This window comes from Joostella sp. CR20, assembly GCF_038433465.1.
Classification (GTDB): domain Bacteria; phylum Bacteroidota; class Bacteroidia; order Flavobacteriales; family Flavobacteriaceae; genus Galbibacter.
Genome location: NZ_JAESVF010000008.1, coordinates 68,397 through 83,014 on the forward strand (window position 1 = coordinate 68,397; position 14,618 = coordinate 83,014).

Below are 14,618 nucleotides of genomic sequence, written 5' to 3' on the forward strand. Positions count from 1 at the left end.
ACATAACCCGGCAGTTTCTAATTGTCGAAAATTGAGTCTAAACAATTAACAACCAAAATGTAAAAATATGAAAAAAAATGATTCTGCGTTGGCAGATGGTTTCCCCGTGCAGGAATACAAAAGCATACTAATTTGGATTATGAAACGAACTTTATTTGTGTTTTTTGTTTTCTTTTTATCTACTGCTTCTTTTGCTTTTTCTCAGCGTGTTTCACTTCGTGTAGACGAGGTAACGCTTGGAGAGGCATTTAAGCAAATAAGTAAAGAAACAAATGTTGATTTCTTTTACAGTGATAACGAATTAAATGTCGATAAAATTGTAAGCGGTTCCTTTGAAGATGTTGAACTTACAACAATTGTAAAGACACTTGTTGGGAGAGATTTTGAGGTGCAAAAAGAAACTGAAAATATTATTTTAATTGTACCAGCCGAAAAGAAAAACCAACAACAAACAATTGTAACTGGTAAAATTATAGACGATCAAGGTGTGCCGTTGTTTGGTGTAACAGTAGTGGTAAAGGGAACCCGCCAAGGAGGCGTTTCTGATGATGAAGGTAATTATAGAATCTTGGCAAATCAAGGAGATACGTTGGTGTTTACTTATATTGGTTTTAACACTAAGGAAGTTGAGATTATAGATGAAACTACCATAAATGTAATTTTAAGTCCAGATGTATCTGAACTTGATGAAGTTGTTGTAACAGGTATCGTTGAAAGAAAGAAAGAAAGTTATACTGGTGCGGTGAATACTATTTCTGGTGAAGAATTAAAAGACATCGGGAATCAAAACGTAATTCAAAGTATTAAAACTTTAGATCCGTCTTTTATCGTTTTGGATAATAACGAACTTGGTTCTAATCCAAATGTACTTCCAAATATTGAAATTCGAGGAAAAACTAGTGTGTCTACAACGGGCGTAAGAGATGAGTTTGACGGAGATCCAAATCAGCCATTATTTATTTTAGATGGTTTTGAAACCGACTTAAGAACTATTGTCGATTTAGACATGAATCGAGTTAAAAGTATCACGATTTTAAAAGATGCAACTTCAACAGCACTTTATGGAGCAAAGGCAGCAAATGGAGTAGTGGTTGTAGAAACTGTACGTCCAAAAGTAGGGGAGTTGCGAGTTTCGTATACCGGAGATTTTAGAGTTGAAATTCCAGATCTTACAGATTATAATTTAATGAATGCTGAAGAAAAATTAATCTTCGAAAAGCTTTCTGGAAGATGGGATATAAGTGGGAATAACCCTTCTGGTCAAGTTCAATTAGACAGTGTTTACAATGCAAAATTAGCAGATGTTAGAAGAGGTGTAGATACGTATTGGTTAGAAAAGCCATTACAAACTGGTTTCTCTCAAAAGCATGCTGTGTACTTAAGTGGAGGAAGTGAAAATTTATACTTCGGTGCAGGGGTTAATTACAACAACATTAAAGGAGTTATGATTGGTTCTGGACGTCAAACTTGGGGTGGAAACCTTGATGTTACGTACCGAAAAGGAAAACTTAATATCACGAATAGACTTTACGTAAACGGATATGATGCAGACGAGTCTAATTACGGTGATTTTAGTGAGTATGCTAGAGCAAATCCATATTACAGACCTTATGATGAAGACGGAAGAATAACAAAATATTTAGATGAGGTAAATATTTCTGGGGTAACATCGTATAACATTGCAAATCCGCTATACAATTCTACATTAAACAGTAGTGATAACACAGTTGGTTTTGATATCAGAAACAGTTTGCAAGCAATTTATCGCTTTGACAATTCATTTAGAATTACAGCGGGATTACAGTTGAAAAAAGGTTCTGTAAACAATGAGATTTTTGAGTCGCCTCAAGAAACTCAATTTGACGATGTTGATATTTTTGAACGCGGAAGATATACAAACTCTCAATCGGAAACATTTAGTTATTTCGGAAACATCATGTTGGTGTATTCAAAATTATTAAACGAAAAACACTCTATCAATGCCAATGTTAGAGCCGATATTGAAGAGTCTAGAAGAGATCGATACAATACAGTTGCTGTTGGTTTTCCGGCAGGAACAAACGGAAATCCAAGCTTTGCCTTTGGATACGAGCCTAATGCTAAACCTGGATATAGAACAAATATCTATAGAAGAAATAACATTTTAGGATCGGTAAACTATACGTACGACAAAAAGTATTTAGTAGATGCCACCTATCGTATGGATGGTTCTACAGCTTTTGGTTCGAACAAAAAGTACTCTCCATTCTGGTCTTTTGGTTTAGGATGGAATCTTCACGAGGAGTTTAATTTCGATCCAAAAATTATTAGTCTTTTAAAAATAAGAGGAAATATTGGTCTTACAGGAAATCAAAACTTCGGAAGTGTTGCGACAACTTCAATTTATCAATACAACAATGCGGTAAATGTATTTGGGCCAGGAGTAGACTTAATACAACTTGCTAACGAAGATTTAGAGTGGCAAAACACATTACAATCTAACCTCGGGGTAGACTTTAAAATATTTGACAGATTTAGCGGTTCGTTAGAATTTTATAAGAAAACAACCGATCCATTAGTGGTAAGTATCGATTTGCCATCTTCAACTGGAGTTGCTAGTTATCCTCTTAATGCGGGGCAACTCGACGTAAAAGGTTTTGAAACCATTTTAAAGTATGCTCCAATTTATAAAGTCAAAGAGCAAATAGTGTGGACTATAGGAGCTACAGCAACATCGTACACTAGTGAGTATAGTGGCTTTAATAATAAACTTGAAAGTTTAAATGATGGAGCTCAAGAGAGTAATTCTTTAATTCGATACAAAGACGGTTATAGTCCAGATGATATTTGGGCAGTACCATCTTTAGGCATTGACCCAGCAACAGGGAAAGAAGTATTCCTTAAGAAAAACGGACAAACATCTTTTGAATACGATGCCGATGATGTGGTTGCAGTAGGGAATTTAAGACCTAAACTTCAAGGGGTTTTAAGTAGTAACTTAAACTATAAAGGCTTTTTAGTTGGGGTGAATATTAGATACCGTTTAGGAGGCGATACATTTAATAGAGCGCTTTACGAAAAAGTAGAAAATATTAGTAGAACCGAAGTTGCTTACAACCAAGATGCGAGAGCTCTATACGACCGTTGGCAAGAGCCAGGTGATATAGCAAAGTATAAAGGGATTTCTTTAACTGAGTATACGCCTATTTCTTCTCGATTTGTACAAGAAGTTAATGAACTTATTGGAGAGTCCATAAACCTTGGATATAGAGCATCCGACAAGCAATGGGTTAAAAAGTTAGGACTGCAAAGTGTACGCTTTAACTTATACATGAATGATATTTTTAGATGGTCTTCAATTGAAGTAGAAAGAGGAATTACATATCCTTTTGCACGATCAGTTTCATTTAGTATCAACGCATCATTTTAAGCAGAAGAATTTCTAAGTCAGAAATAAAAAAACAAACATATGAAAACATATTTAAAACTATCAATAGTTTTTCTTTTTGGTTTACTGATGGGTTCTTGTAATGAGTATCTCGATGTAAAACCAGAAGATAAATACCTTGAAGAGCAGGTGTACAGTTCAGAAGAAGGAATTAATAATTTACTGAATGGAGTGTACATTAATTTAGCCGAGAATAATTTATACGGTGGGCAATTAACCATGAGTACTGTTGAATTATTGGCGCAACGATATAATGTTTCAAACGCTAACCACGACTGGTACGATCACGGTCATTATTTGTATGACGAAACAAGTGTTAGAGCTAGTTTTGAAGGAATTTGGACAAGTGCTTATGAGGTTGTTATAAACCTGAATTCTTTACTTGAAGGAATTGAAAAATACAGTACGCTACCAGAGTGGAAAAAGAATATTATTAAAGGAGAAGCTTTAGGTTTGAGAGCGATGATTCAGTTTGACTTATTGCGTTTATTTGGACCAGTTTATCTTACAAATGCATCAGACTTAAGTATTCCTTATTACACTGAAGCAAAAGCAGAAGCTAATAGTTTTTTACCTGCTACAGATGTTGTTAATATGGTGCTTTCAGATTTAAATGAAGCTGAAACATTATTAGAAAACGATCCGATAATTACAAATGGTATTGTAGAAGATCCTGAGCAACCGTTTTATTCTTTCAGAAATTTACGTTTAAATTACTACGGAATTAAAGCACTACAGGCCCGTGTACATTTGTATGCAGGAAACACGCAAGAGGCATTAACTACAGCGCAATTTGTAATTGATGAAACTTCTGGTTTGTTACCATGGACAGAACCGTCGGCAGTTATTTCTAGCGATAACAGAGATCGTGTTTTTTCTTCAGAAATAATTTTTGCGGTTCAGAACCTGTCTTTATACACGCGTCACAATAATTTGTTTTCGAATAACTTAACAGATGCTAAAATTTTAGCGCCAAATACCACTCGAATTGAGCAAGTGTTTGAGTCTAATGAAAGCGATTATCGTTTCAATTCTAGTTGGGTTGTTCCTTCGGATGGTGTGAGAAGTTACAGAACTTTTACAAAATATGCAGATGTAACAGATAAAGACTTGTCGTTTAGATTTATGCAACCAATTGTTAGAAAAACAGAGATGTATTATATCGTGGCAGAAACTACTCCAGATGTAGCATTGGCAAAACAATACCTTGATGAGGTAAGATACAATAGAGGTTTGGTAGCATTAGATGAGGATGTGGATATTTCAGAAGAAATAAGAAAAGAATACATGAAAGAATTTTATGGCGAAGGGCAGTTGTTCTTTTATTACAAAAGAAACAATATAGAGGCTATTCCAGACGGAAATTCTACTTCATCATCTAGAACAGTATCAATGGGAGTTGAAAACTATGTGGTGCCAATTCCAGAGTCAGAAACAAAATTTCAGTAAAAAACTCAGAACATGAAAACATATTTCTATTATATATTATTTGCAATTACCGTATGTGTTGCATCTTGCGATAAAGACGAAATAGATACTTACAAAGGTCAAAACAGCGTCTATTTTACATGGCCTGTTGAAGGAACTTACGTAAATCGATTGCTAGCGTATCCAGACAGTATTGGAGTTTCTTTTGCGTTTATTCCGCCAACTATTAATGATACTATTTTAATGTTGCCTATTTCGGTTCAAGGAAAATTGGCCGATGTGGACAGAACTGTAAGTGTAGCTGTAACCGATTCGAGTACTGCTGTTCAAGGAGAACATTTTGATTTGCCAGAAACTATTGTTTTTAGAGCCAATCAACCAACCGATTCTATTCCTATTACATTCCATAGAACGCCAGACATGAAAGAGAATAGATTTAGACTGCAATTACAACTGCAAGCTAATGATGATTTTTCAACAGAAATGAACAGTAAAGAAAACGACTTTACAGGCGAAGTTTTAAACTATACAAAGTTTGATATTACTATTAGTGATATTCTAGAAACTCCTCCGTATTGGGTGGATTATTACTTCGGAACATTTACAGCAAAGAAACTTTTCTTGATGAGTGACTTACTTGGAATTTCTACGGAAACTTTCAATCAAGTTGTAAGTGTAGGAGATGTAAGGTTTTATGCAAGTTTTATGAAGCGATATTTAGCAGAACAAAAATTAAACGGGGAAACTGTTTATGAAGATGATGGTTCTGAAATGGAAATGGGTCCAAATGCCTAAAAATTAATCAACCTAAAAAAATTAAAAATGTATAAATATTATAAATACAGTATTTTATTTGTGTTAATTTCTGTTTTAGTATTTGTGAGTTCGTGTACTAAAGACCTAGGAAATTACGATTATAAAGAAATAAATGAAGTGCAAATAAGTGGTATTGATACTACCTATACTGCACTTTTGGGAGAACCATTTGCAATTACTCCAGAACTTAATTTCACAAAAAGCACAAACGGAGACGATAGTCAATATACTTACGAGTGGATAGCTTTTAATACAGATTTAGGTTTGCTGTCAGACGATATAAAGAAAGACTTGGCAATTACTAAAAATTTAGACCTTGAATCTTTAACCATTCCACCTGGAACCTATAAAGTTTATTACAGAGTAACCGATACACAAACTGAGGTACAATGGTCTAAGTCGTTTATGCTTGTAGTTTCGAGCAGTATTCAAAGAGGTTGGATTGTTTTAAACGACGACCAAGGAAAAGCGAGGTTAGATATGGTATCTATTATTGATACGGTTTATCAACCTATTCACGATGTGTTAGATTATACGGGTTCTGCACTTAAATTGGAAGGAGAACCACTTAACGTAGCTTGTTATTCTTACGATCCTCAATTTTATGGCGTGTATGTTAATACTACCGGAAACGGAACTACTAAAATAGATCCTCTAACGTTCGATTGGGAAGATACCTACCGTTTATCTTATGAAATGCTAACAAATGTACCTACCGACTTTGGTGCCGATTTTGTACAACCAATTCGAGGAGGAGAATCTTTTGTGTATAAAGATGGAGATGTATACTACTATTACAGACCATTCTCAATTCGATATGGAGTTCCAATTAATTACATTGAGGGTGAAGAAAAACCTTTTAAAGCGTCTCCATTTATAGGAACAGGATACATCAATATTTTATATGATGTAGATAATCAAAGATTTGTGCGATTCCTACAAAGAGGTTCTTCTTCTTTAGAGATGCCAAATCATAATAGGTTTGATTACAACACAGGAAAAGATTTAGTGTTCATGACACAAACACCTTACAATAGAGGTGAGGTTTTTGCAATTTTAAAAGATCCTGCCGATGCTAAACTTTATTTGGCTAGAATTAGATCTGATAGAGCTATCGGGCAACGTTATTATGATGAAATTCCAGAAGAGTCGGCTCAGTTGATGAGCCAAGCTACTCAGTTTGCAATAAGTCCAGATTATGGATACATTTTTTATAACGTGGGCGGAAAAATTTATGAATATGACTTCAACTTGAAAACAAGTAAGTTAATGATCGATAAAGGAAGCGATCAAATTACAGTTTTACAATTTGAGCAATATTCACCTTTCTCTAAAGATCTAATTGTTGCAAGTTGCGATGCAAACGGAGCAAATGGTAAAATGGAGTTGTACACAGTACCACCTGTAAATGGAGATTTAGAATTAAACCTTTCGTTTGATGGGTTTGCAAAAATTGTAAGTATTGCATTTAAAATTTAATAATGTTTGATGTTGTATTTTGATTGATTAGCTATAAGTAACCTTCAAGTATTTTGATAAATATATTGGAGGTTACTTTAATTTTTTCAAATACACTGAAGCGTTAAAATGATTTTTTAATATATGAAGAGAATAACGTTTTTTGGTTTGTTGTTTTTTGCGTTTGCTGTACATGCACAAAAAATAGAGCAACAAACCGTATCAACCTACGAAAAAGCTTTTAAAAACAGAAGCTTTGAAGCGATGGAGGCTATATTGGCTCAAAATTTTACAATTGGAGTTTACCAACGCCCTTCAACAGATATAATGCTGAAAAGTATTCTTTCAAAATATTTTCAGTTAGATTCTATTCAGCTAAAAGAAGTAAATGCTGTAGCGAGTGGAAAAGAGATAAAGCTGAAGTATTTTTTTAAAGATCGAAAACCATTTGTGTCAAATTTAAAACTCAACGGTAATAACCAAATTCAATATGTAGATTTATTTGATAAGTTATACAAAATAGACAGATATCAAAATAGCGAAATTGTAGCGAGTTTTCCTTTTGAAATGGAAAATGGCTCGATTGTAGTAAAAGTAAAATTAAACGACTCTCCGGAAGAATTTAAAATGCTTTTTGATACGGGTGCTGATGGTATGGCGATTAGCGAAGTCACAGCAAAAAAAGCTCAGGTTAAAAACTTAAGAGATAGAAAAACGGATGTAGTAGGAGGAACGATGAATGTAAAATTCTCTTCAGGAAATACAATTCACGTCGGCGGAATTTCAATCCCAAACCAAAATACGGTTGTGTTCGGTACAGTTAGAAATGGCTATGACGGACTTTTTGGGAAAAACTTCTTGGCAAAATACATTACAAGAATAAATTTTGACACAAAAACAATTACGCTGTATTCTTTCGGAAAATTCGAATATCCTAAAGAAGGATGTAAACTCCCATTTGAATATGCTACACAACTTCCAATTGTTAATCTAGAACTTGAATTAAATTCTGGGAAACAGGTGAGTGGTGATTTTGTTTTTGATACTGGAGCCGATTATAATATAATAGCTTTTGGACCTTTTGTTGAAGCAAATCAACTAGAAGAAGGGTTTAAAGTTGACTTTATGTCTACAAACTATAGTTTCGGACAACAAACCGCAATTAAAATGGGAAGCGCCAACAAGCTCTCTATAGGAACTTTTGACTTTAAAGCAGTTCCAACCGCCTTACAAGAGTTTGATGCCGATAATCAGCAGTGGTCTTCACATGATGGATCTTTAGGGATTTCGATAATAAATCGCTTTAACATCATTGTAAACGCTTTAGATAAAGTAATTTACCTGGAGCCAAATAATAATTTTAATACTTCTTTTAAGAAATAAAAACGATAAAACTAACAGATGAAAAACCCAAAGATTTATTTTTTAGTTTGTAGTTTAATGATGGCTTACATCTCATTTGCTACAAAAAAAGACAATTTCACTACCATACGTGGACATTTTGATTATGCTGAAAAAGCAACTGAAATTACACTTCATCATGTAAAAGATGGAACTTTAGAACCTTATGCTTCTTCCAAAATTAATACTGAAGGAGATTTTGGTTTCTCAGTGCCAATAGTAGAACCTGGATTTTACTATTTAGATTACGGGCAAATGGCTCCAAAGCGTATGTATCAACTTATTCGTCTCTATTTAGAGCCTGGCTTGGATATAGCGTTAGAAATAAATAAAAGAAGCTATGAGCTTAATGGGAAAAAAGTCGGACATAACAAATTAGTGCATCAAGCAAACGAAATTTATAACAAGCTTGCTGTGTTTATTGCATTCAACCCTAGAGTTTCATACGAGCAGTTTTACCCATTTTTAGCTTCAGAAGAAATGAGCGAAATAACAAAGTTTTCAAATTCTATTAATACAAAAGATGAAGAATTTAATAAGCTTTTAAAGTTGGCTGTTCAAGCAGATGTAGAAAACACATTGTTTTTATTTAACAGATTACCACGTACTACACATCCAGACCCATCGGATGTGCCGAGTATTTATGAAGAGTTGTTTACAGATGGAATTAAATTTTCAGATCCAAATATATTACGTTTAGAAAATGGAGTTTCATGGATGGAAAATTACTTTTTCTATTATTCATTTCATGGAAAATATAGTCGTTCAAATGTTCAAGGTTTAAAAGATTATTTGTCACATATTTCTGATGATAGAGTAAAAGAAGTACTCGTTCGAGAAACAGTTAAGAGAGGTAAACTGAAACCGTTTGAGTATGATAAAATCATGGAATTTTCACGTGAATATATGGTTTCAGAAACAAGTAAGAATTTTTTATTAGAATATGAAAAAGACTTACATTCTGAGGCAGGACAAAGTGGATTCAACTTTTCCTATGAAGATATTGATGGTAAGATGGTTTCTTTTTCAGATTTTAGAGGGAAGTATGTCTATATCGATTTGTGGGCAACTTGGTGTGGGCCGTGTAAAAAACAAATTCCGTATTTAAAAGAGTTAGAAGAAGAGTATGCAGACGATAATATTGAGTTTTTGAGTATTTCTTTAGACAAACCAGCCGATAAGGAAAAATGGAAAAAGTTTGTAAAAGACAACAATCTAACAGGCGTACAATTGGTTGCCGATAAAGCTTTTGAGTCTGCCGTAGCAATAAATTACAGTATCAATGCGATTCCTCGTTTTTTACTTTTTGATACCGAAGGTAAGATTATTTCTAGCGATGCAATACGACCATCAAATCCAGAGTTGAAATCGCAATTAGATTCAATCTTAAAAAAGTAATTTAATCTGTCTAAAAAAGTTACTTTTGTCAAAATCCCCTAACAAAGCATACAATATAATGAAGCATTTTTTTTTAATTTTAGTTTTTATCGGATTTCAATTCGGGTGGGCTCAAAGCGCCAATCCAGTGAGTTGGAATACAGAAGTAAATAAAGTTTCGGATACGGAAATTGAATTAATTACCACAGCTACCATTGAAGAAGGGTGGCATATGTATTCACAGCTCATTGGAGACGAAGGGCCAGAAGCTACGCAGTTTACTTATGAAACTGTTGAAAGTTTCCAATTAAACGGAACAACCAAAGAAGACAAGGGTATGATGGTGCACGATTCTATTTTTGAAGCAAAAATTAGAGCTTTTAAAAATACAGCAACCTTTGTGCAACACATTTCGTTAAAAGATAAAAACTTAAAAGAAGTTGTTGGGGAGGTTGTATTTATGGTGTGTAACAACAAACGTTGTTTGCCTCCAAAAAAGGAAACTTTAAAGTTTACTTTAACAGAAAAGAGTCAAGCGGCTGCAGCAACTACAGCTCAAGATTCAACTAAAGAACAAGAGCAAAAAGGCTTATTTACTATTTTCATTATCGCATTTTTATCGGGGTTTGCAGCGTTACTTACGCCATGTGTTTTCCCGATGATTCCAATGACGGTAAGTTTCTTTACCAAACAAAGTAAAACTCGTGCAAAAGGAATTCGAAATGCTGTTTTGTATGGCTTTTTTATCGTTGTTATTTACGTGTTTTTAGGAGCAGTTGTTACGTGGCTTTTCGGCGCTAGTGCTTTAAATGCGCTTTCAACAAATGTTTGGTTCAACCTAATTTTCTTTATCATTCTTGTTGTTTTCGCCGTTTCATTTTTAGGTGCTTTTGAAATTGTTTTACCATATTCTTGGGCAAATAAAGTGGACAGGCAAGCCGATAGAGGAGGTATTATAGGAATCTTTTTTATGGCATTGGCACTTGCAATTGTTTCATTCTCATGCACAGGGCCTATTGTTGGAACCTTGCTAGTAGAAGCAGCGAGTAAGGGCGGAATTGCACCTTTTGTTGGGATGCTTGGTTTTTCACTAGCCTTAGCTTTACCTTTTGCATTATTTGCAGCATTTCCTGGATGGTTAAATTCTATGCCAAAGTCTGGAGGATGGCTCAATACCGTAAAAGTGTTTTTAGGGTTTTTAGAATTGGCATTGGCGTTTAAATTTTTATCGAATGCCGATTTGGTATTGCAATTACATATTTTACAACGAGAAGTATTTTTAGCCATTTGGATAGCCATTTTTGGAACACTTGCTTTTTATCTCTTCGGAAAAATTAAACTCCCACACGATTCACCAGAAACACATATTTCTGTAGGAAGATTGAGTATGGGACTTTTAGTTTTGGCATTTACAATTTACCTGATTCCTGGATTATGGGGGGCAAGATTACAGCTTATTAGTGGTTTCCCACCAGCTATGCATTACAGCGAATCGCCTTACGGAGTTGGATACACAAAAACGGGTGGAGGCGAAAGTGTTTCTACTGAAATTCCTGAAGGAGCGCATTTAGGTCCGAACGATATTATTGCTTTTACCGATTATGAAGATGGATTGGCGTATGCTAAAAAAGTGAAAAAGCCCGTTTTAATCGACTTTACAGGGTATGCATGTGTGAATTGTAGAAAAATGGAAGAGCGCGTATGGAGTGACCCAAGTGTACTGAGCGTGTTAAAGAGTGATATTGTATTGATTTCTTTGTATGTAGACGATAAACGTGAATTACCTGAAGGGGAAGAAGTAGTTTCTGAAATTACAGGAAAAAAATTAAAGTATATCGGACAAAAATGGAGCGAGTTTCAAACTCTACGTTACAAAGCCAACGCCCAACCTTTTTATGTGTTAATGGATTTAAATGAGGAGAATCTTAACGCTCCAGTTGGATACACCCCAGATATCGAAGAATATTTGGCATGGTTAAAAGATGGAATTGGAAATTTTAAGAAGTAATTCGATTACATAGATATTGAAAGAGGCTGTTAGTATATAACAGCCTCTTTTATTTTATTTCTTTAATAAAAACACACAATCTTTTTTATCGTAGAATTGATAGCCTTTTGAGTTTGATAGAAGTTTATTGAGAGGCGTGTTGCTTTCCAATTCTATCCAACCAATAGCTTCTTTTTCATTTAAAAATCCTATTAAGATGTATTTATCATGAGATTTTGTAGAGTTAGGTAGTTTGGTGAGGTTATATGTCTTTCCTTCTTTAATTTCAGTAATATCAGTATATGGACCAGCTATAAACATCTCATCCCATTTAATAGATTCTATGGTGTCTAACTTTAAAGTGAATTCTTTTCCAACGGGTTGTTCGTTTATAAAGGAGAGGAGTTGTTGTTCAGTTTTAACAAGCTTACGTGTATCATTACAGCTGAAAAAAGCTAACGTCAGTAAAAGAATTATGGATATATTTTTTAGCATAATCGAATTTCAATAACTTAAATTGAATATAACGAAAATATCAACCATAAAAAAACGCGATGCTTAGCACCGCGTTTTTGTTTATTGTATGGAAATGATATTACATCATTCCTGGCATCCCACCGCCCATTGGAGGCATTGCAGGAGCATCTTCTTTAATGTCTGTTAACGAACACTCAGTAGTTAAGATCATCCCTGCAACAGAAGCTGCATTTTCTAAAGCAATTCTAGTTACTTTAGTTGGGTCGATAATACCTGCTTTAAGCATTTGTACGTATTCTCCAGTTTTAGCATTGTAACCAAAGTCGTCTTTTCCTTCGTACACTTTAGCAACAACTACAGATCCTTCGCTACCAGCATTGGCAACAATTGTTCTTAACGGCGCTTCAACGGCACGTGTTACAATTTGGATACCTGTTTCTTCATCATCGTTGTCTGCTTTTAGCTTGCTAAGTACAGCTTTAGCTCTTAGTAAAGCTACACCACCACCAGCAACAATACCTTCTTCTACAGCAGCTCTAGTTGCGTGTAAAGCATCATCTACACGGTCTTTCTTTTCTTTCATTTCAACTTCAGAAGCAGCACCAACATAAAGTACAGCAACACCACCAGCCAATTTAGCTAAACGCTCTTGAAGCTTTTCTTTGTCATAATCAGAAGTGGTAGTTTCGATTTGTGCTTTAATTTGGTTTACTCTTGCTTTGATAGTTTCTGCATCTCCAGCACCGTTAACAACAGTTGTGTTGTCTTTATCGATAGTTACAGTTTCAGCAGAACCAAGCATGTCTAAAGAAGCATTTTCTAGAGAGAATCCTCTTTCTTCAGAAATTACAGTACCACCTGTTAAGATAGCGATATCTTCTAACATTGCTTTACGTCTATCTCCAAATCCTGGAGCTTTAACAGCAGCAATTTTTAAACCACCTCTTAGTTTGTTTACAACTAAAGTAGCCAATGCTTGTCCGTCCACATCTTCAGCAATAATTAAAAGAGGTCTTCCAGATTGCGCAACTGGCTCTAAAATTGGAAGAATTTCTTGAAGATTCGAGATTTTCTTATCGAATAATAAGATGTATGGATTGTCTAAATCGGCAACCATTTTATCGGTGTCAGTAACAAAGTAAGGAGAAAGATATCCTCTGTCGAATTGCATTCCTTCAACAACATCTACGTATGTATCTGTTCCTTTTGCTTCTTCAACAGTAATAACACCTTCTTTTCCTACTTTAGAAAAAGCTTGCGCGATTAAATCTCCGATAGTGTCATCGTTGTTTGCAGAAATAGCAGCAACTTGTTTTATTTTTTCTGAAGAATCTCCAACAGCTTGTGCTTGCTCTTTAAGGTTTGCAACAATAGCTTCTACAGCTTTGTCGATACCTCTTTTAAGATCCATTGGGTTTGCACCAGCAGTTACGTTTTTAAGTCCTTCTTTTACGATAGCTTGTGCAAGTACAGTAGCTGTTGTAGTACCATCTCCTGCAAAATCGTTGGTTTTAGAAGCTACTTCTTTAACCATTTGTGCTCCCATGTTTTCAAGTGCGTCTTCTAGCTCGATTTCTTTTGCTACAGAAACACCATCTTTGGTAACTTGTGGGGCACCAAAAGATTTATTGATAATTACATTACGACCTTTAGGTCCTAAAGTTACTTTTACTGCGTTTGCTAAAGCATCCACACCGCGCTTTAGTCCGTCACGAGCCTGAATGTCAAATTTTATATCTTTTGCCATTTTATTTTTGCTTTTTGCTTGAGGCATTTTGCCTTAAGCTAGTTTAACTTTTTAATTAATTTAAATGTTGTTGTTACTTAAACAATTGCCAGAATATCGCTTTCGCGCATAATAAGGTAATCGTTACCTTCTAACTTTAATTCTGTACCTGCGTATTTGCCGTATAACACAGAATCGCCAACTTTAACAGTTACTTGTTCGTCTTTTGTACCAGGACCAACAGCTACAACAGTTCCTTTTTGAGGTTTTTCTTTTGCGTTGTCTGGAATAATAATTCCTGAAGCTGTTTTAGTTTCGGCAGCTTGTGGTTCAATAAGAACTCTATCAGCAAGCGGTTTAATGTTTAACTTCGACATATTTTTAATATTTGATTAATTAATTTAAAATTTACTTTCTAGCTATAGACAGAAATTGTGCCACGCCCTGTAAACTGACAATTTTACTCATGCGTAGTTGTATTTTGTTTTTCGACTGTCATTTTGATAAAAAAATGAGCGAAA

At 34.7% G+C, this 14,618-nt stretch carries 10 protein-coding genes; 7 read left to right on the forward strand and 3 right to left on the reverse strand.

Going from position 1 to position 14,618, the window contains the following annotated elements:
* Window positions 1–67 precede the first annotated feature (67 nt).
* From JMA43_RS10985 to JMA43_RS11015, 7 genes are all read left to right on the forward strand, one after another.
* Window positions 68–3,409: a SusC/RagA family TonB-linked outer membrane protein gene (locus JMA43_RS10985; protein WP_342156640.1), complete on the forward strand. Its 3,342-nt coding sequence runs from the start codon at window positions 68–70 to the stop codon at window positions 3,407–3,409.
* Window positions 3,410–3,448: 39 nt separating this feature from the next.
* Complete coding sequence (locus JMA43_RS10990) at window positions 3,449–4,876, forward strand: RagB/SusD family nutrient uptake outer membrane protein (protein WP_342156641.1); 1,428 nt, start codon at window positions 3,449–3,451, stop codon at window positions 4,874–4,876.
* 12 nt (window positions 4,877–4,888) lie between these two features.
* A complete protein-coding gene (locus JMA43_RS10995; protein WP_342156642.1) occupies window positions 4,889–5,650 on the forward strand; it encodes a DUF4843 domain-containing protein in 762 nt (253 codons plus the stop codon).
* A 27-nt stretch (window positions 5,651–5,677) separates the two neighbouring features.
* A complete protein-coding gene (locus tag JMA43_RS11000; protein ID WP_342156643.1) occupies window positions 5,678–7,150 on the forward strand; it encodes a PKD-like family lipoprotein in 1,473 nt (490 codons plus the stop codon).
* A gap of 123 nt (window positions 7,151–7,273) precedes the next feature.
* Window positions 7,274–8,512 (forward strand): retropepsin-like aspartic protease, encoded by a 1,239-nt coding sequence (locus JMA43_RS11005; RefSeq protein WP_342156644.1) that lies wholly within the window; start codon window positions 7,274–7,276, stop codon window positions 8,510–8,512.
* Between the two features lie 18 nt (window positions 8,513–8,530).
* A complete protein-coding gene (locus JMA43_RS11010) occupies window positions 8,531–9,928 on the forward strand; it encodes a TlpA family protein disulfide reductase (RefSeq protein WP_342156645.1) in 1,398 nt (465 codons plus the stop codon).
* 58 nt (window positions 9,929–9,986) lie between these two features.
* Window positions 9,987–11,915: a protein-disulfide reductase DsbD family protein gene (locus tag JMA43_RS11015; RefSeq protein WP_342156646.1), complete on the forward strand. Its 1,929-nt coding sequence runs from the start codon at window positions 9,987–9,989 to the stop codon at window positions 11,913–11,915.
* 54 nt (window positions 11,916–11,969) lie between these two features.
* On the opposite strand, the gene JMA43_RS11020 is transcribed toward JMA43_RS11015, so the two are convergent.
* The 3 genes from JMA43_RS11020 to JMA43_RS11030 form a co-directional block, all read right to left on the reverse strand.
* Window positions 11,970–12,389, reverse strand: a complete 420-nt coding sequence (locus tag JMA43_RS11020; RefSeq protein WP_342156647.1) for a hypothetical protein — start codon at window positions 12,387–12,389, stop codon at window positions 11,970–11,972.
* Window positions 12,390–12,489: 100 nt separating this feature from the next.
* Complete coding sequence (groL, locus tag JMA43_RS11025) at window positions 12,490–14,118, reverse strand: chaperonin GroEL (RefSeq protein WP_342156648.1); 1,629 nt, start codon at window positions 14,116–14,118, stop codon at window positions 12,490–12,492.
* Window positions 14,119–14,195: 77 nt separating this feature from the next.
* A complete protein-coding gene (locus tag JMA43_RS11030) occupies window positions 14,196–14,474 on the reverse strand; it encodes a co-chaperone GroES (protein WP_342156649.1) in 279 nt (92 codons plus the stop codon).
* Window positions 14,475–14,618: the final 144 nt, after the last annotated feature.